Origin of the sequence: Blautia wexlerae DSM 19850 (assembly GCF_025148125.1) — a bacterium.
GTDB classification, from domain to species: domain Bacteria; phylum Bacillota; class Clostridia; order Lachnospirales; family Lachnospiraceae; genus Blautia_A; species Blautia_A wexlerae.
In genome coordinates, this window is sequence record NZ_CP102267.1 from 1448897 (window position 1) to 1469064 (window position 20168).

A 20168-nucleotide genomic window follows, 5' to 3' on the forward strand; every position below is an offset into this window, starting at 1 on the left:
TATAATAATACTGTTGAATAAACGAAACTATCAGAAAGAACTGGAAAAACTTATAGATCAGGCGCAAAAAGATAACAAGATCCCAAGCCTGTTTCTCCACAGCTGCTGTGCACCCTGCAGCAGTTACGTACTGGAATACCTGTCGAAATATTTCAACATCACAGTATTCTACTACAACCCAAACATCTACCCGGAAGAAGAATATCGCAAACGAGTCCATGAAATTACCCGTCTTGTAAACTCCATGGAATTTGAACACCCTGTCAAACTGATAGAGGGTCACTACGACCCGCAGGAATTCTTCCAGATGGCAAAAGGCCTCGAAGACGTACCCGAAGGTGGCGAACGCTGCTTCAAATGCTACCGTCTCCGCATGGAAGAAGCAGCAAAACTGGCAGAAGAGGGCGGCTATGACTATTTTACCACCACCCTTTCCATCAGCCCTCTGAAAAACGCAGCCAAGATCAACGAAATCGGTGAAGAACTGGCAGAAATCTACCACGTCCAACACCTCCCATCCGACTTCAAGAAAAAAAACGGCTACAAACGTTCCATCGAACTATCCCACGAATACGACCTCTACCGTCAGAACTACTGCGGTTGCGTCTATTCCCGAATGCCTTAGAATTACAGGGTTCCGAAACTAAGCCTCAACACACCTTCTTTTTCTTCACGTACCTTTTGAATGATTCCAAACTAACTACTTTGCAATACTGAAAAAATATGTTACACTAACACGTAAAAGCAATAATACCAAAAATAAAGAAGAAACGAGGAATAACACAATGGCACAGCTTTGGGGCGGACGTTTCACAAAAGAAACAGACAAACTTGTATATAACTTCAATGCATCCATCTCTTTTGACCAGAAATTCTATGAGCAGGACATCAGAGGCAGCAAAGCACACGTAGCAATGCTCGCCAGACAGGGAATCCTGACAGCAGAAGAAAAAGATCAGATCGAAGCAGGTCTTGACGGAATCCTTGCAGATGTAAGATCCGGCAAACTCGAGATCACATCCGAATATGAAGATATCCACAGCTTTGTAGAAGCAAACCTTATCGACAGAATCGGTGATGCAGGCAAGAAACTTCACACAGGAAGAAGCCGTAACGACCAGGTAGCCCTTGACATGAAACTCTATGTAAGAGATGAGATTGACGAGACAGACGAACTGGTAAAGAAACTTCTCGAAGCACTTCAGAAGATCATGGAAGAGAATGTCCACACATACATGCCAGGCTTCACACACCTCCAGAAAGCGCAGCCGGTCACACTGGCTCACCACGTAGGTGCATACTTTGAAATGTTTGTACGTGACAGAAGCAGACTTGCAGATATCCGTAAGAGAATGAACACCTGCCCTCTGGGTGCAGGTGCACTGGCAGGAACCACCTACCCACTTGACAGAGAATATACAGCACAGCTTCTCGGTTTCGACGGCCCGACCAGAAACAGCATGGACTCTGTATCAGACAGAGACTATGTGATTGAGCTTCTGTCCGCATTCTCCACAATTATGATGCACATGAGCCGTTTCTGCGAAGAAATCATTATGTGGAACTCCAATGAATACCGCTTCGTAGAGATAGACGATGCCTACAGCACAGGCAGCAGTATCATGCCTCAGAAAAAGAACCCGGATATCGCAGAACTTGTAAGAGGAAAAACAGGTCGTGTATACGGAGCATTAACATCTATCCTTACAACCATGAAGGGAATCCCTCTTGCATACAACAAAGATATGCAGGAAGACAAAGAACTTACATTTGATGCCATTGACACTGTAAAAGGATGTCTTGCCCTCTTTACAGGCATGATCTCTACTATGCAGTTCAACAAACAGAATATGGAAGCAAGTGCAAAGAATGGCTTTACAAATGCTACAGATGCAGCCGATTATCTGGTAAATCATGGAGTACCTTTCCGCGATGCACACGGCATTGTAGGCCGTCTGGTGCTTACCTGTATTGATAAAGGGATTTCTCTGGATGAACTTCCTCTTGAAGAATATAAAGCCATCAGCCCGGTATTCGAGAACGATATTTACGAAGCAATCAGTATGAAAACCTGTGTGGAAAAACGTATGACCATCGGTGCACCGGGACCTGACGTGATGGAGAAAGTGATCGCTGAGAACAAAAAATATCTGGAAGAAAATTAAAAAAAATGCTTGCAATTTATTTTGGTTTGTTATAGTATGTACAAGAAAGACAGATGTACGCAATATAAGGACACCTGGATAAAAATGTCCGCGAAAGGGTAGAGACGCGGGCAGAAGATAAAGAGGAGAAAGATATTATGAGTGAAAAGCTTAGAGTCGGTATTTTAGGTGCTACAGGTATGGTAGGTCAGAGATTTATCTCTCTGCTTGAGAATCATCCATGGTTTGAAGTTGTAACTGTAGCTGCAAGTCCGAGAAGTGCAGGAAAGACATACGAAGAGGCAGTTGGCGGAAGATGGAAAATGGATACTCCAATGCCGGAGGGTGTCAAGAATCTTGTTGTTATGAACGTAAACGAAGTAGAGAAGGTTGCTGCAACAGTTGATTTCGTATTCTCTGCTGTAGATATGTCAAAAGAAGAGATCAAGAAGATCGAAGAAGAATATGCTAAGACAGAGACACCGGTTGTTTCCAACAACAGTGCTCACAGATGGACACCGGATGTACCGATGGTAGTGCCGGAAATCAATCCGGAACACTTCGATGTAATCGAATCCCAGAAGAAACGTCTTGGAACAACACGCGGATTTATCGCTGTTAAACCAAACTGTTCTATCCAGAGTTATGCTCCTGTATTAACTGCATGGAAAGAGTTCGAGCCATATGAAGTAGTTGCTACTACATATCAGGCAATCTCCGGAGCAGGTAAGACATTTAAGGACTGGCCGGAAATGGTTGGAAACATCATCCCATACATCGGTGGCGAGGAAGAGAAGAGCGAGAAAGAGCCATTAAGAATCTGGGGTAAAGTAGAAGACGGTGTAATCAAACCTGCTACAGAACCGGTTATCACATGCCAGTGTATCCGTGTACCGGTACTGAACGGACATACAGCAGCTGTATTCGTTAAATTCCGTAAGAACCCTACTAAGGAGCAGCTTATCAAAGCATTAGTAGAGTTCAAGGGACTTCCACAGGAATTAGAACTTCCAAGTGCTCCGAAGCAGTTCATCCAGTATCTGGAAGAGGACAACCGTCCGCAGGTTACAGAGGATGTAAACTTCGAACATGGCATGGGCGTATCTGTAGGACGTCTTCGTGAAGACACCGTATATGACTGGAAATTCGTAGGACTTTCCCACAATACAGTCAGAGGTGCAGCAGGCGGAGCAGTTCTCTGTGCTGAAACCTTAAAAGCAAAAGGATATATCCAGGCGAAATAATTTATAGAAAATAATAAAAGAGGTGCCGGTAACGGTGCCTCTTTTTATGAGGACACGACGGATTATGAAAGAAAAAGTTCTGACAACAGTGGTGACTTTTGAAACTACCACTCAGGCAATTGCCATGGAAAGGGAATGTAAGAAAAACAAATTTACAGGCAGACTGATCCCTGTGCCAAGAGAAATATCAGCTTCCTGCGGCCTTGCGTGGAAATGTGGGGAACAGAACGAAGAAGAAACAGCTTCCTATATGAAGGAACAGGATCTGGAATATGAAAAGATTTATAGGATTCTTGCGTAAAATGGAAAGATTTATAGGAACACCTGATATATGGTAAACGGTTCACATTTTGACGGATATGTGAAAACATGATACAATGATAGCACTGAATCTCTTGTTATAGAAGATATGTAACTATTCGGCAGTCTGTCGGCTGTGAAAGTACGTTACTGTTCACTCCGTTTACAGTAACGAAAGTATTGAACAGTTACGAGGAGATTCTGAATATGGAGATCAATTGGGGTGAACTGACTTATGGGAAATGAAATGAAAAAAAATGAAGTGCGTCTTACACAGCTTGCCAGTGCAGCCGGATGCGGTGCTAAGATTGGCCCGAAGGTTCTGGCACAGGTAGTAGGCAAACTTCCGAAATTTACAGATCCGATGCTTCTGGTAGGTCCGGAGACATCAGATGATGCAGCAGTATACAAGATTAATGATGAACTGGCAATGATCCATACAGTAGACTTTTTTCCGCCAGTAGTGGATGATCCGTATATGTACGGGCAGATCGCAGCAGCCAATGCACTGAGTGATGTCTATGCAATGGGCGGTGTTCCGAAACTGGCATTAAATGTGGTAGCATTTCCAAACTGCCTTGGTCCGGAAGTACTGGAGCAGATTCTGCGCGGCGGTGCAGATAAGGTCATGGAAGCCGGAGCAGTCCTTGCAGGCGGGCATACTATCAATGATAAAGAACCGAAATACGGACTCTGTGTAACTGGTTATGTGCATCCGGACAAAATGTGGAAAAATTACGGCGCAGAAGAAGGAGACATCCTTATTCTTACCAAACCGCTGGGCTGTGGAATCCTTAACACTGCCATTAAGGCAGAAATGGCGTCTCAGGAAGAAATTGAGAGAGTTCAGAAAATCATGGCGAAGCTGAACAAATATGCAGCAGAGATTGCATCTAAATACACGATCCACAGCTGCACCGACGTAACAGGATTCAGTCTTGCAGGTCACAGTCTGGAAATGGCAAAAGGCAGCCGGAAAACCCTGGTGATCCAGTCTGAGAAACTTCCGATCATTGAGGGTGTTGAAGAGTATGCACAGATGGGGCTGATTCCTGAAGGTGCATACAGAAATCGTGACTTCGCAGGCGATGAAGTACGAAGTGAGATTAAGGAACTCTGGATGGAGGATCTGGTATTTGATCCGCAGACATCCGGCGGACTTCTGCTTGCAGTACCGGCAGAAGAAGCCGATGCCCTTGCAGAAGAGCTTGCAGGTATGGATATCTTCGGCGGTGTTATCGGATATGTAACAGAATTGCAGGATAAAGCAGTTGTATTTGAATAAAAAAATCAGCTTTACTTTCAGACATTTTCTCCTGCGTCAGCATGTCTGCAGATATCTTTCTTGTCCTTTGTATTCTGCCGAACTGTCTCGATTGCATTAGTATATGGAATTGCTATAAAAATCTTCGAATATAATGGAACATAATTACAAATCTGATGAATATTCTTGAATTGTTTGACGATTTCGGTTGTGAAACAGATATTCAGGTGATATAATGTTCTCAATAAAATACATTGCGGAGGTGTAGTTATGAATTACGAAGATGTACAGAAAGTGTCAAACGCGGCGAAAGCCAAGAGTAACCTGGTGAATACCAATTTTTTCAAGTACTTTATACGTGCGGTCATGGCGGGATTTTTTATTGATGTGGCTATGATCTACAGTAATGTAGTTGGAAACGTATTCTCCAAGACCATGCCTGAATGGGGAAAATTTGTGGGGGCATTAGTATTCTCCATTGCAGTGCTTCTGATCAGCTTCGTAGGCGGCGAGCTTTTTACAGGAAATAATATGGTAATGGCGTTCGGAGCCTATGATAAACAGGTAAGCTGGAAAGAGGCCGGTAAGGTATGGGGCGTAAGCTACCTTGGAAACTTTGTCGGATGTGCAATTTTAGCATTGTTGTTTGTAGGTGCAGGAGCATCCGGAACAGCAGACTATTTTGCGGGATTCATTGGAAATAAACTGAGTATTCCGCTCGGACAGATGTTCTTCAGAGCAGTGCTCTGTAACTTCTTCGTCTGTCTTGGCGTGCTTTGTGGTATGAAATTAAAGAGTGATGCAGGAAGATTCCTGATGATCGTTATGTGTATCTCAGGATTCGTTGTAAGCGGATTTGAGCACTGCATCGCAAATATGGGAATCTTTGTTACCGCATACTGCCTGGTACCTGGATTATCCCTTGGAGCCATGGTAAAGAGCATGGTAGTAGTAACTTTAGGAAATATGGTGGGCGGTGCCCTGTTGCTGGCATGGCCGCTCAGAAAGATGAGTGCAGATAAATAATATGTCAAAAGCTTTATACATAGCCGAAAAGCCCAGTGTGGCGCAGGAATTCGCAAAAGCTTTGAAAATCAACGGACAAAGACGGGATGGCTACCTGGAATCTCAGGACAGCGTGGTGACCTGGTGTGTGGGACACCTGGTCACCATGAGCTACCCGGAAAAATATGATATCAAATATAAAAGGTGGAGTTTAGATACCCTGCCTTTTTTGCCGCGCGAATTTAAATATGAAGTGATCCCCGGAGTGCAGAAGCAGTTTGAGATTGTCAAAGGACTGCTTAACCGTGAGGATGTGGACACCATTTACGTGTGTACCGACTCCGGACGCGAGGGAGAATACATCTACCGTCTGGTGGCACAGATGGCAGGTGTTCATGGAAAAAAAGAAAAGAGAGTCTGGATTGACTCTCAGACAGAAGAAGAGATCATGAGAGGAATCAGAGAGGCAAAGGATCTGTCAGCATATGACAATCTTTCTGCTTCAGCCTATCTTCGAGCAAAAGAAGACTATCTCATGGGAATTAATTTTTCCCGTGTACTGACACTGCGTTATGGAAACAGTGTGTCAAATTATTTAAATACGAAATATCAGGCCATTTCCGTAGGACGGGTTATGACCTGTGTACTTGGAATGGTAGTGCGAAGAGAGCGCGAGATCCGTGCATTTGTGAAAACTCCGTTTTACCGCGTACTCAGCAGCATTGCCCTTGAGGGAGAAAACTTTGAGGGAGAGTGGAGAGCTGTGGAAGGCAGCAGCTATTTCCAGACTCCTTATCTGTATAAAGAGAACGGATTTAAAGAGAAAGCCTATGCTGAAAAACTGATACAGGAGCTGTCTGTGAGTCAGCCACTGCAATGTACAGTAGAGAAAATCGAGCGGAAAAAAGAGAACAGGAATCCGCCGCTTTTATTTAACCTGGCGGAGCTTCAGAATGTGTGCTCCAAGCTGTTCAAGATCAGCCCGGATGAGACATTAAAAATCGTACAGGAACTGTATGAAAAGAAACTGGTCACTTATCCCAGAACAGATGCCCGTGTGTTGTCTACTGCGGCAGCAAAGGAGATTTATAAGAATATCTCCGGGCTGCGTAATTATGAACATACAGCAGAGATCGCACAGCACATTATTGAACAGGGAAATTACAAAAATCTGGCAAAGACCAGATATGTTAATGATAAGCAGATCACAGACCATTATGCAATCGTACCCACAGGCCAGGGCTTAAACGCATTGAGAAGTGTTTCTCTTACTGCGCAGCGTGTATATGAGACCATTGTCAGAAGGTTTGTATGTATTTTTTATCCTCCTGCAGTATATCAGAAGATCAGTCTTGTGACAAAAATTCAGAATGAAAGCTTCTTTTCTTCATTTAAAGTACTGCTGGATGAAGGGTACTTAAAAGTTGCCACAAATTCTTTTGCGAAGCGAAAAGCAGCAGATGCCATGAGCAGTGTGAACAGAGCCGGCGCAGCCGGCAATGAGGGAAGTGAAGAGGAAGATCCGGATACAGGAAAAAACGGCGGGAACAAAGCTGATGATTCGGCTGAGGATATGGCATGTGATACCAGACTTCTTGCCGCATTGCAGAACCTGAAAAAAGGTGATATACTCTCTGTGGACAGCCTGAGTATCAAAGAGGGCGAGACATCGCCGCCAAAGCGTTATAATTCCGGTTCTATGATTCTTGCAATGGAGAATGCAGGTCAGCTGATCGAGGACGAAGAGCTTCGTGCCCAGATTAAAAGCTGCGGAATCGGAACCAGTGCCACCAGAGCGGAAATTCTTAAGAAACTGTGCAATATCAAATATCTGGCACTCAATAAGAAAACCCAGGTGATCACTCCAACCCTTCTTGGAGAGATGATCTTTGATGTGGTAAACTGCTCCATCAGACAGCTTCTGAACCCGGAACTGACTGCAAGCTGGGAAAAAGGACTGAATTATGTGGCAGAGGGCAGTATTACAGAACAGGAATATATGGATAAGCTGGAACATTTTGTGCGCCTTCGCACCAGACAGGTGGAGGACAGCAATATCCAGCCATATCTGAGACAGTTCTTTGATGTTGCAGCAGTGAATTATAAGGATTCATTTGAAAAAAACAGTGCGAAAACAACAGGCAGATCAACGTCCGCAGCGGGACGATCACGTACCTGCAGAAAGCCGTCTGCTTCAAAGTAGTGTGTATTTGTGACAGATAAAAGAAAACATGTCATCATAGCGAGAGAAAAGAGGAAAATATTATGTTAAAAGATTTTACAATTGCAAACCTTCTGGATCTGAACGAAACAATCGCAAAGGATTTATTTGAAGGAAAAACATATCCATGGGAAGTATTACCGGAGATCGGAGATTTCATTCTGAAACTGGGACAGACCTTAAGTGAAGAAGAATACGACCACCCGTCAGAAGATGTATGGATCGCCAAGAGTGCCAAAGTAGCACCTACAGCCTGCATCAACGGTCCGGTCATCATAGGTAAAGAAGCAGAAGTACGCCACTGTGCATTTATACGCGGAAAAGCAATTATAGGTGAGGGTGCAGTAGTAGGTAATTCTACGGAATTAAAGAATGCGGTACTTTTCAACAAGGTACAGGTTCCGCACTACAATTATGTAGGCGATGCAGTTCTCGGCTACAAATCCCATATGGGCGCAGGTTCCATCTGTTCCAATGTAAAATCTGACAAGAAACTGGTAGTTGTAAAAGACGGTGACGAGAAGATTGAAACAGGTCTGAAGAAATTCGGCGCAATGCTTGGAGATAACGTAGAAGTGGGCTGCGGTTCTGTATTAAATCCCGGAACTGTGATCGGACGCTGCTGCAATATTTATCCACTTTCCTCAGTAAGAGGCTGTGTACCTGCAAATCACATTTATAAGTCAAAAACAGAAGTTGCAGAAAAGAAATGATTTAACCGAATCAAGTAGCGAAGGGGATTGCGAATATCCGTTTGACAAGGTATTTTTAGAAGATAATTCAAAGGATAGAAGAGGCAGGTTGTATGAAGGATATTATTTCAGTCATACAGCCTGCCCTTTTATATTTTTTGTCTGTCAGATACGGAAGATATCTGTTGTAACTGATATTACATATGAAATAAAAGTTTTCTCAGGATTACCAGAATGGTAATGTGCACCGGATAAAACCAGTAAAAAACATATTTCAGAAATTTTCCTTTTACAAATCCACGTTCACCATTGTACATATTAATGGAAAGAAAAGCAAAGCAGGCTTTCCATTCATAGTAAAGCCAGCAGCTTCCGATGATCGCCTGGGCGGTTTTATCGTTGCGGAACCAGTACATGATCAGCAGGAATACAAATCCCCGCCATCCGTAATCTGCCTTCAGAAACACAGAGACAGTCAGCAGTGCCAGTACGCAGACAAGCTGCATTCTCTGATTATCCCAGAAGTATTCCAGGGCACAGAATGCCAGGTATCCCAGAAACAGGGTGAAAAATACATTCTGTTTTTCATATCTCCAGGTGTTGGTAAACATGAAGTTCCATGGGATCTCAGAGATACATGCAAATAGAAACAGATTCAGGCCATATTTCTTACGGTTATGTGTATGCAGAAATCCTTCCACTAACAGAAAACAGAAAATTGGAAAAGCGGCCCTGCCGATATCCCGGAAAATCCGATACCAGCTGTAATCCACGCCGCCGAAACTGAAAAGGGTTGCGGTTGTGGCAGGATAATTATACAGGATCATTAAGCCTGTATGGTCAATCAGCATCAGGATGATAGCGATTAATTTTAAAGCGCTTCCGCTCAGAACCTGAAATTTTGCAGGGAGAAAGGAAGCAGGTAACTTTGTTGTCATAATAGAAATCCCTTCATTAATAGAAATTAGAACTATTTTACCACAAAAAAATCAAAGATGGTTAAAAATTTTACAATTTATGACTGGACGAATCAGCACTTTTGTGAGAAAATAACACTAGGTTGTTAGGCATACTCCTCTGAAGTCATTCAGCAGACATCAGAGTTTTACCCTGTGCAGTTCATTCAGCAGTTCTGTACAGCGGAGAGTATAACAACATGAAGTTAATCTATACTTGAAAGGAGTTTTACAATGATTTATTCACGCGAAGTAGAAGAAATGTGCCCAGTTGCACAGGGCGTTCATCATGGCGCCGCTCCAATCCCAGAAGAAGCTAAATGGGTACAGGCAAAAGAAGTCAAAGATATTTCCGGTCTTACACACGGTGTTGGCTGGTGTGCACCACAGCAGGGTGCCTGCAAGCTTACATTAAATGTTAAAGAGGGTATCATCCAGGAAGCACTGGTTGAGACTATCGGATGTTCAGGTATGACTCACTCTGCAGCTATGGCTTCCGAGATTCTTCCGGGACTTACAGTTATGGAGGCACTGAACACTGACTTAGTTTGTGATGCGATTAACACAGCTATGAGAGAACTTTTCCTTCAGATCGTTTACGGACGTACACAGTCTGCATTCTCAGAAGAAGGACTTCCAGTAGGTGCTGGACTTGAAGACCTTGGTAAAGGACTTCGCTCTCAGGTTGGTACAATGTATGGAACTCTGAAAAAAGGACCTCGTTACCTTGAAATGGCAGAAGGTTATGTAACAGGTATTGCTCTTGATGCAGATGATGAGATCATCGGATATCAGTTCGTAAGCCTTGGAAAAATGACTGATTTCATCAAAAAAGGCGATGACCCGAATACTGCATGGGAAAAAGCAAAAGGTCAGTACGGCCGTGTTGCAGACGCTGTTAAAATTATCGACCCAAGAAAAGAATAATTTAGGAGGTAACAGGAAATGGCTTTATTTGAATCATATGAGAGACGAATTGACAAGATCAATTCTGTTTTAAACAGCTATGGCATTGCTTCTATCGAAGAAGCTGAGAAAATCACAAAAGACGCAGGTCTTAATGTATACGATCAGATCAAAGGCATTCAGCCAATCTGTTTCGAGAACGCTTGCTGGGCATATACAGTAGGTGCTGCAATCGCAATCAAAAAAGGATGTAAGAAAGCAGCAGACGCAGCAGCAGCTATCGGAGAAGGTCTTCAGGCATTCTGTATTCCTGGATCCGTTGCTGATACACGTAAAGTAGGTCTTGGACATGGTAACCTTGGCAAGATGCTTCTTGAAGAAGAAACAGAGTGCTTCTGCTTCCTGGCTGGACATGAGTCCTTCGCAGCAGCTGAAGGTGCTATCGGTATCGCTGAGAAAGCTAACAAAGTTCGTCAGAAACCATTACGTGTTATCCTGAACGGTCTTGGAAAAGATGCTGCTCAGATCATTTCCCGTATCAACGGCTTTACATATGTAGAGACAGAATACGATCCATACAAGAACGAAGTTAAAGAAGTATTCAGAAAAGCATACTCTGAAGGACTTCGTGCAAAAGTTAACTGCTACGGCGCTAACAGCGTTCCGGAAGGTGTTGCTATCATGTGGAAAGAAGACGTTGACGTTTCTATCACAGGTAACTCCACAAACCCGACACGTTTCCAGCATCCGGTTGCAGGTACATACAAGAAAGAACGTCTTGAAGCAGGTAAGAAATACTTCTCAGTTGCTTCCGGTGGTGGTACAGGACGTACACTTCACCCGGACAACATGGCAGCAGGTCCAGCTTCCTACGGTATGACAGATACATTAGGACGTATGCACTCTGATGCACAGTTCGCTGGTTCTTCTTCTGTACCGGCTCACGTAGAGATGATGGGTCTCATCGGCGCTGGTAACAACCCGATGGTTGGTATGACAGTTGCAGTAGCTGTTTCCATTGAGGAAGCTGCTAAGGCTGGAAAGTTCTAATCAAACCTTTTTAATCAAAGAGTCAACAAACCTAGAAAGTACCGTAGTTCCAAGGGCTGCGGTACTTTTCTTAGTTTAGATCAAAAAATGAGAAAGTAATTTGAGACACGGTGAGAAGCCTTGAAAATGGCAAGATAGGCAAACAGGTAGGTAACAAGTAGGCAACAGAGCGAAGGAAACAAAAAGAAGAGCCGATCACAGGAAAAGAAATGCCGCAACCACAAGGGTTACGGCATTTTTTCTATCTCATCTCTGAGTCACTCAATATCACGGATTGTATAGACCGCCTCGGTTACGTCTGTGATCTTGTGACCGGCAAGACGTTTCACAACGTACTCATCTACGCCCGCTTTTTTCGCCATCGTAATGAATGTTGTTCGGGGATCGTGCGGCCGATGTTCGGAACGAAGGTGCAGTGCGGCAACGACCTTGTTAAAACGCCCAGCGGATGCTGCATTATCTCAAGGGATATGGGCAGTATTGGCAGTATTTCTTTTGATCTACATTGTGAAATCAAATGAAAGATTTTCGGCAAGACAGGAAGAGCGGGAAAAACAGTATCAGGAATTACTGTCAGCATTAACAGAAAAATTTAATGTATTAAGTGTTATCGAGAGGGATATTACAGAGGTAAAAGAGTACATTATGGCAGATACAAAAGAAATCAATAAAAAAATATAAAAAGTAGTTTCCGAAAATAGAGAAAACGGGTTTTTATTTTATGTAAGCGCTTATGAAACAGACCAATAAAACTATAAGGGTCTGCAAAAAACAGAAGGAGGATATTTTATATGCCAGGAACATTTAATGGAAAAACACTTGTTATTTCAGCGACACCTACAGCAGGAGCAAAAATTGTGGATGCAGGAGCTGCGACGAATGTAGCGGGAATTACAATCAGCGGAGACACTATGTACAGTGTGAAAACAAGCGGAAAGGTAACAACCTTATATAAAACACCGGATTATTCAAACGCAGATGCACAGGCTGTGGCAGTTAAAACCGGTTTGGGATATTTTGCATTAGGGCTTAGCAAAATCGGCACAGAATTATTTATGCTTGCTGAAGATACAGCGGGATATGGAAATACTACAAAGATTGTAAAAATGGATACTGCCGGTAATGTTATTAAGGAGTTTGATATTGTAAGTGAATTTCAGTATGGAGCGCTTGGAATTGCACATACAGGTGCGGCAAATGAATTTTTCATTCTTGCACGAGGCTCCAACGATGCAGATAACGATACTCTGATTGTAAAAAAACTGAGATTGGAGAGTTCTAATAGTTATGAAGTAGTTCATGAATTTAAGGTTACAAACAGAGGATATGGATATACAAGCCGTATCCAGGATATTTATTACCATTTAGACTACGGTCTGTTTATTCTGACAAATGATGAATTGTCTGCCGGAAGAAACAGAATTGTACATGTGGATTACAGAAGTAATGTGAATTCATATATTCCAGACGGAGTTATTAATGTTGAGATGAAAGGGTATAAGCAGTATAATCTGGAATCTATTTGTATGAAAGCAGGTCATCTTGTACTGGCTGCAAATGTAATTACAGGAACCGGGAAAGCAGAGGACCGTTTTTCTGTCCTGAATGGAATTACTTATGAAAAAGGTACTTATAGTTTTAACTGCGCTCTTGCCAAGGGAATGAAAGTAGACAATAAGGAAATAGGAAATATTAAAACGACAAATTTTGGCGCGTTAGCATTTGATGGGGATGACAGAACTCAAAAGTTGTATGGTATAAAAGCCGGTACAAATGGAGAATATAAAGAACCGAGTAAGTGCGCAGCAGCCATTTGGGAATTTGAGGATTACACAAGCAGTACGAAGGGCGTAAAAAGACTGGCTAATAAGGTAGTACCGGGAGAGAAAAGATGTCTGTATCATGCCAATGGAATGGATATATACAATCATGAATTGTATGTTACCTGTGCGGAACCTAATGGAAAAGGTGAATATTCGGTTGTGAAGCTTACTATGGGCAGTACATCTGAAGAATGGCCCTATAATAGGTATACCTGGGAAAACCGGACAAACGCAATCAGCCATTACAAAGGCAATCAGTTTATTCTTCTTACCGAAACCGGTGCAGAGGGTGAAGAAGATAAAAAAATATATAAACTGTGTATTGTACACTTCTCAGCAGGAAAAGTTGTGGTTGATCAAACAAAATATTTTATGAATACCGGTTATGAAGTGCTTCAGGGAATCAATTACAGTGACAAATACGGATTATTTATTGTTACGACGAAAAAACTGGAATATTTTCCTAATGGTGATGTGCAAACCAGTGGAAGCAGGGTACTACACATTGATATGAGCAGAACTAAAACAATGAAATTTAAAGATGGCAAGAAATATCCTGTTTTAATTCCGGATTTTGCCTTTAACAATGAACTGGATGAATCAAAGTTCTTTAGTTTTGAAATGGAATCCGTAGCGATTGACAGAAATACAAACAATATGATTGTGTCGGTTAATGCGAACAGTCCGATTGCGGGCGATAATGGTAAACATCCGGGGGAAGACTACATCTACAGATTTTCTTCCATTGAATTTAAATAACGAAACTTATCTTTACAGAGATTGGGTTCCTGCAAAGGTAGAAAAAAGCGGCTTTTCAAGCCGCTTTTTCTGCATAGTTAAATATGTTAAATAAAAAAGATTGTTGAAAAAATATTACATATATGATACAATTGTTAACATAAACGTAACATGATAACGAGGTATAATGATGGAAAGAAGGCAAAGTATTATGAGAAGGAGAGGCAAAACATTTTTATCGCTGTTTCTTTCTGCTGTGATCGTTACCGGTCAGCCGGTATTGGCAGCCGATTTTTCTGCTGGAGAGGAAACATTTATTTCGGAAACCACAGAGCAGGAAGGCGATGTATCGGAAGCTTCAGCTATTTTCGAGGATACTGTGGATTCAGACAGTGAAATGAGATATGAGAAATATGAGGCGACAGTTTCTAGTGAAATCCTTGATTTGGGACAGACTGGAGTAAACGGCGGCGGTTGGGAAAGGCTAGAGATAAAAAATACAGGTACAGAGAGCTGGCAGATCAAATCCATTTCAGAATTGAATGATTTTAGACTTGAACATTTAGAGCATCCATTATTATATGAGGGAAGACTTCCGATGAAAGTTGGGAATAAGGTTAAGCCCGGAGAAGCTGTTGCAGTGGATATTTATGTAAAGCCAAATCTTTCTCAGGGGATTCATGAAGAAACTTTTGTCATGGAAACAGAAGAAGGAATTCAGGCAGAGTGCAGGATACGGGTTCTCGTTCGTGGGGAATCAGAGGAGGATTACGAGGTTAACTGTGTACCAAATAGTGGTACGAGATTTCTCACAATTACTCAGGAAGAGTACGATTCATGGGATGATGTAGAACCAGAGCCGGATATGTTGATGTGCCCATCACGGTTGATTACAATATGCAACAATGGGCAAAAACCTGTCACAGTTGATTTTGAGGATACGGAACATTTCAGGGCATGGTTCTATATTGACGAAGACACGGGAGTTGTTATGCCGGGGGAAAATACGATAATTCAGGTTTTTCCGAAAGCAGAAGAACAGGTAGCTACTGATATTTTTAAGGTTTCCATCACAGGAGGAATAGAATTATCTTATATAATTTCCCAGAATTGTCCTCATATTGCACCGCCTTATCCGGAAGGAGCAACGATAAAAGATGTGAAAGTACAGGGGTCAACTATTAAGGCAGTGGCTTATGACTGCGCAAACAGCGAAGGTTTCGATGCGGTTCTGACAAAGAAAAGCTGGGTTGACAAACCTGAGAATTATGTGAAGGTGGCGAGGTATCAGGATGCAAAGACCATCACCTTTACAAATGTAAAAAACGGGACGTATTATCTGGGAATCCATGCGTACAACAGGGATTATTATGATGGAAAAGTGTCTGGGAAAAGGTTTGGGGCATGGAGTTATCCAGTAAAAGTAGTAGTAAAGAACGGAATTCCCACAGAGAGGGTGAAGATTAAAACTGTAAAAACAGGTAAAGGAGCTGTGGCTGTAACAGTTGGCGTACCAAAAGGATTTGCAAGAGCAGATATGGAACTGAGATCTACAGGCGGAACCACCGTATATAAACGGAACAATCGGACAACCTATACAAGGATTACAGGCGTGAAGCCCGGAACCTATACTCTGAGAGTCCGCCCATGGGCCAAAACTAACGGAAGGAAAGCTTACGGAGACTGGGTATCCTGGGGAAGAAGAATCAGGGTAAAATAAAAAGAAACAGGCAACTGCCCCTTGTTTAGAAAAGTTTAAATTGGTTTGAGAAAGAGAAAAGTAAATTCTGTAAAGTTGACTTTACAAAACCTGAAAAACAGAAAGAGAGCTACCAGACAGCAGAAGAAAAAAACAGAACGGACAAAAAAGACGGACTGATTACATAATAGGAAACTGAAAGTTTGAAACAAAGGGATAGTGGATAGAGAATAAATTTTGACATCACAAATAAGCCATCTTTAGGTGGCTGAAAAATTGAATATAAACGCAACACCTAATCAGGAAACTGACAAAGGATCGTCTTTGATAAAATAACCTCTTTGCTTAAGCAGATTAAGTGCCTGTGAAGTAGTTAACACTTTTTCTTTATTCACAGGACGGGAGTCAAGAAAACCTTCCGGTGTATATGGCTTTAAATCTGTGAGTATGTGCCAGATAGCGGTCAGGATCATACGGCAGCAATGACGGCTTTCTTGTGACCACGGCGTGCTTTGATGCGACGGTAACGGTCTGTAAATTCAGGATGTTTCTTATAGCACTCCCAAAAAATACTGCACATTCTTGACAACAGGTCTATGATAGAGTCAAGAGGTGATTATTATGTTGCATGATGAAACACGAAAACTGCTTATTGAAGCTTGGAATAAAACGCACAATGCAAAAGAAATCTACATCTACAGATTTTCTTCCATTGAATTTAAATAACGAAACTTATCTTTACAGAGATTGGGTTCCTGCAAAGGTAGAAAAAAGCGGCTTTTCAAGCCGCTTTTTCTGCATAGTTAAATATGTTAAATAAAAAAGATTGTTGAAAAAATATTACATATATGATACAATTGTTAACATAAACGTAACATGATAACGAGGTATAATGATGGAAAGAAGGCAAAGTATTATGAGAAGGAGAGGCAAAACATTTTTATCGCTGTTTCTTTCTGCTGTGATCGTTACCGGTCAGCCGGTATTGGCAGCCGATTTTTCTGCTGGAGAGGAAACATTTATTTCGGAAACCACAGAGCAGGAAGGCGATGTATCGGAAGCTTCAGCTATTTTCGAGGATACTGTGGATTCAGACAGTGAAATGAGATATGAGAAATATGAGGCGACAGTTTCTAGTGAAATCCTTGATTTGGGACAGACTGGAGTAAACGGCAGTGGTTGGGGGTGGGAAAGGCTGGAGATAAAAAATACAGGCACAGAGGCTTGGCATATCAAATCTATCTCAGAATTGAATGATTTTACACTTGAGCCGTTTGATTATCCGTTTCAGGGAAGGTTTCCAATGGAAGTTGGGAATAAGGTTAAGCCCGGAGAAGCTGTTGCAGCGGATATTTATGTAAAGAAAAATCTTTCTCCGGGAATTCATGAAGAAACCTTTGTCATGGAAACAGAAGAAGGCATTCAGGCGAAGTGTAGGATACGGGTTCTTATTCGCGGCGCATCTGATCAGGATTATGAGGTGAACTGCAGACCGAATAGCGGTACGAGATTTCTCACAATTACCCCTGAAGAATACGACTGGTGGGATAATACAGATCCGGATCCGGATATGTTTATGTGTCCAAAACGCAGTATATGGATATATAACAATGGAAAAAATCCTGTTACGGTTGATTTTGAGAATACGGAACATTTCTGGGCGTACCTTGATGATTATGAAACGGGGGTTATTATGCCCGGAGAAGGTACAACGGTTTATCTTCGTCCGAAAAAGGAAGAACAGGTAGCTACTGATATTTTTAAGGTTTCCATCACAGGAGGAATAGAATTATCTTATATAATTTCCCAGAATTGTCCTCATATTGCACCGCCTTATCCGGAAGGAGCAACGATAAAAGATGTGAAAGTACAGGGGTCAACTATTAAGGCAGTGGCTTATGACTGCGCAAACAGCGAAGGTTTCGATGCGGTTCTGACAAAGAAAAGCTGGGGTGACAAACCTGAGAATTATGTGAAGGTGGCGAAGAATCAGGATGCAAAGACCATCACCTTTACAAATGTAAAAAACGGGACGTATTATCTGGGAATCCATGCGTACAACAGGGATTATTATGATGGAAAAGTGTCTGGGAAAAGGTTTGGGGCATGGAGTTATCCAGTAAAAGTAGTAGTAAAGAACGGAATTCCCACAGAGAGGGTGAAGATTAAAACTGTAAAAACAAGTAAAGGAGCTGTGTCTGTAACAGTTGGCGTACCAAAAGGATTTGCAAGAGCAGATATGGAGCTGAGATCTACAGGCGGAACCACCGTATATAAACGGAACAATCGGACAACCTATACAAGGATTACAGGCGTGAAGCCCGGAACCTATACTCTGAAAGTCCGCCCATGGGTCAAAATTAACGGAAGGAAAGCTTACGGAGACTGGGTATCCTGGGGAAGAAGAATCAGGGTAAAATAAAAAGAAACAGACAACTGCCCCTTGTTTAGGATAATAAGCGGGAATCCTCGGCAATTCAATTACCGAGCCTGCAAATAAAAAGTCAATAGCAAATTGATGATTTCAGGCAAAAATTTTTGCAAGATTTTGAACATTAAAATAAGACCACCGATATTCGCTGGTCTAAAATAAAGGTATTGACGAGATATTTATTCTGGGAGTGAAGACAGATATTCTTTCACTCGACCATAGTAGATGCGAAGAAACTTATTCGCACCGGCTGTCATGTAGACGTAATAAGGCTTTCCTTGTGCTCGTTTCTTATCCATAAACAAGTAGACAGGATCATCCTGTGGCTTTGTTTTGATGAGAACATCCATGACTTGAAACAGAGTCTTACGAAGAGTACTGGAACCGCGCTTGGAAGCAGGAACGCTTTTCTGCTCATATGAACCGGATTCATTTACACCGGGATCAACGCCTGCAAAGGCTGTAATGGCTCCTTTGTGGGTAAATCGGGAGACATCACCAATCTCTGCCATAAGCTGTGGACCAAGCGATTTACCTACACCTTTCATAGCCATGACAACAGGGTATTCCGGCAGTTTAGAAGCAGCCTCATTCATCATGGTACGAAGCTGTTCCACAGTCTGTGAAGCCGTATTTAATTGTTCTACAGCCTGTTTGATGATTAACTTTGTCAGATCGTCTTTTGGAAGTATAGAAACAAGCTCCTTAGATGCTTCATAGATTTCAACAGCTTTTGAACGGCTGAAGTTGTACTTCCTGCGTTTACACCACTTTTGATAGTGGTCGATAAAGGCGTTTAGAGAGAGTTTACGAACACAATCCACATGCCAGTAGGTGGCTGAAAAGTCAACCCATTTTTGACTTCCATCCTCACGGGCAGGGCTGTCAAAATAAGTGTTAGCTCCCGGATAAGTTTGGTCAAGGATGCTGATTAGATTATTTTTCATAGCGGTTTTGTGTTTCATGTAAAAATCAAACTGGCGGTTCATGGTTTTCAGTTGATTACGAATTTCATCCATGAGACTATACTGTCTGAGTTCCGTCCAACTGTCAAGAGTATAGCGTGCAATTTTTACTGCATCCGCTTTATCGGACTTTACTTTGCGGAGAGAGTTGTCTCCAAAATCTTTGATGAGTTTGGGATTTATGGCAGATACAAAAAGGTCAGCTTTCGAAAGTTCACGGACAAGAGGTTCGTAATAACGACCGGTGTGTTCCATGACAATACGAGATTCGCCATCAATGGATTGGATCTGCTCAATGAGAGAGCGAATCCCACTGACTGTGTGTTTGACTTCAAATGGTTTTGAAATGATCTCACCATAAGAACGAAGGATAGCAACCATGCTTTTTCCTTTGGAAACATCAATACCTACTGCATTCATATTCATAAATTTGTCACTCCTTAAAATCAGATTATGCAATGGATAAAGACCAGTTTTACTCATTGCCTATTCCATCTACTGTGGTGTGACACGAACGTACCGAAGGCAGTTCAACCTGCATAAAACGAACGCTGCAAATGAGGAGCTGGTTATCAGTCTCGGCAACGGACGCGAAGTCCAAGATGAATAAGACGATATACCGATTGCTCCATACATTTTAACAGCTTAAGCAACAAGATGGATAATTCCTTACTGGCTGTAAGGGATATTAACCATAAATATATTGTAGTAGATGAAAGCGCAAACTGTG

Annotated in this window: 16 protein-coding genes and 1 pseudogene; 14 read left to right on the top strand and 3 right to left on the bottom strand. The window is 42.2% G+C overall.

The features are described 5' to 3' along the window. The first annotated feature begins 10 nt into the window (after positions 1-10). The 8 genes from NQ550_RS06670 (at position 11) to NQ550_RS06705 (ending at position 8891) form a co-directional block, all read left to right on the top strand. Positions 11-625: an epoxyqueuosine reductase QueH gene (locus NQ550_RS06670; protein ID WP_044996139.1), complete on the top strand. Its 615-nt coding sequence runs from the start codon at positions 11-13 to the stop codon at positions 623-625. A gap of 160 nt (positions 626-785) precedes the next feature. After that, positions 786-2165 carry an argininosuccinate lyase gene (argH, locus tag NQ550_RS06675; protein ID WP_008707514.1) on the top strand — a complete coding sequence of 460 codons (1380 nt, stop codon included), beginning with the start codon at positions 786-788 and terminating at the stop codon, positions 2163-2165. Positions 2166-2302: 137 nt separating this feature from the next. After that, entirely contained in the window at positions 2303-3388 is a 1086-nt protein-coding gene (asd, locus tag NQ550_RS06680; protein WP_008707510.1) for an aspartate-semialdehyde dehydrogenase, read from the top strand. Between the two features lie 64 nt (positions 3389-3452). Further along, positions 3453-3689, top strand: coding sequence for a putative Se/S carrier protein (locus tag NQ550_RS06685; RefSeq protein ID WP_008707504.1), 237 nt, complete (start codon positions 3453-3455; stop codon positions 3687-3689). Positions 3690-3935: 246 nt separating this feature from the next. Beyond that, positions 3936-4973, top strand: a complete 1038-nt coding sequence (gene selD / locus NQ550_RS06690; protein ID WP_008707503.1) for a selenide, water dikinase SelD — start codon at positions 3936-3938, stop codon at positions 4971-4973. 249 nt (positions 4974-5222) lie between these two features. Next, complete coding sequence (locus NQ550_RS06695) at positions 5223-5978, top strand: formate/nitrite transporter family protein (RefSeq protein WP_008707502.1); 756 nt, start codon at positions 5223-5225, stop codon at positions 5976-5978. A gap of 1 nt (position 5979) precedes the next feature. Beyond that, a complete protein-coding gene (locus NQ550_RS06700) occupies positions 5980-8160 on the top strand; it encodes a DNA topoisomerase (protein WP_025577250.1) in 2181 nt (726 codons plus the stop codon). Between the two features lie 62 nt (positions 8161-8222). Then, positions 8223-8891 (top strand): LbetaH domain-containing protein, encoded by a 669-nt coding sequence (locus tag NQ550_RS06705; protein ID WP_025577253.1) that lies wholly within the window; start codon positions 8223-8225, stop codon positions 8889-8891. Between the two features lie 176 nt (positions 8892-9067). Here the strand turns inward: NQ550_RS06705 and NQ550_RS06710 are convergent, their stop codons facing one another. After that, positions 9068-9808 (bottom strand): TraX family protein, encoded by a 741-nt coding sequence (locus NQ550_RS06710; RefSeq protein WP_025577254.1) that lies wholly within the window; start codon positions 9806-9808, stop codon positions 9068-9070. A 252-nt stretch (positions 9809-10060) separates the two neighbouring features. On the opposite strand from NQ550_RS06710, the gene NQ550_RS06715 reads away from it, so the two are divergent. The 5 genes from NQ550_RS06715 to NQ550_RS06735 all read left to right on the top strand — a co-directional run bounded on the left by NQ550_RS06715 (position 10061) and on the right by NQ550_RS06735 (position 16063). Beyond that, positions 10061-10753, top strand: a complete 693-nt coding sequence (locus tag NQ550_RS06715; protein ID WP_008707498.1) for an iron-sulfur cluster assembly scaffold protein — start codon at positions 10061-10063, stop codon at positions 10751-10753. A gap of 18 nt (positions 10754-10771) precedes the next feature. Beyond that, complete coding sequence (locus NQ550_RS06720; protein WP_008707497.1) at positions 10772-11782, top strand: GGGtGRT protein; 1011 nt, start codon at positions 10772-10774, stop codon at positions 11780-11782. Between the two features lie 480 nt (positions 11783-12262). Further along, positions 12263-12463: a BhlA/UviB family holin-like peptide gene (locus NQ550_RS22480; protein WP_242833523.1), complete on the top strand. Its 201-nt coding sequence runs from the start codon at positions 12263-12265 to the stop codon at positions 12461-12463. 110 nt (positions 12464-12573) lie between these two features. Then, positions 12574-14364, top strand: coding sequence for a hypothetical protein (locus NQ550_RS06730; RefSeq protein WP_025577261.1), 1791 nt, complete (start codon positions 12574-12576; stop codon positions 14362-14364). A gap of 190 nt (positions 14365-14554) precedes the next feature. Continuing rightward, complete coding sequence (locus NQ550_RS06735) at positions 14555-16063, top strand: hypothetical protein (protein WP_020993692.1); 1509 nt, start codon at positions 14555-14557, stop codon at positions 16061-16063. Positions 16064-16341: 278 nt separating this feature from the next. Here NQ550_RS06735 and NQ550_RS23035 read toward each other — a convergent pair. Further along, positions 16342-16595, bottom strand: a pseudogene (locus NQ550_RS23035) (IS110 family RNA-guided transposase); the annotation flags it as partial. 363 nt (positions 16596-16958) lie between these two features. Here NQ550_RS23035 and NQ550_RS06740 point away from each other — a divergent pair. Continuing rightward, positions 16959-18464 (top strand): hypothetical protein, encoded by a 1506-nt coding sequence (locus NQ550_RS06740; RefSeq protein WP_118248146.1) that lies wholly within the window; start codon positions 16959-16961, stop codon positions 18462-18464. Positions 18465-18652: 188 nt separating this feature from the next. Here the strand turns inward: NQ550_RS06740 and NQ550_RS06745 are convergent, their stop codons facing one another. Continuing rightward, positions 18653-19858 carry an IS110 family RNA-guided transposase gene (locus NQ550_RS06745; protein WP_172678354.1) on the bottom strand — a complete coding sequence of 402 codons (1206 nt, stop codon included), beginning with the start codon at positions 19856-19858 and terminating at the stop codon, positions 18653-18655. Positions 19859-20168 lie beyond the last annotated feature (310 nt).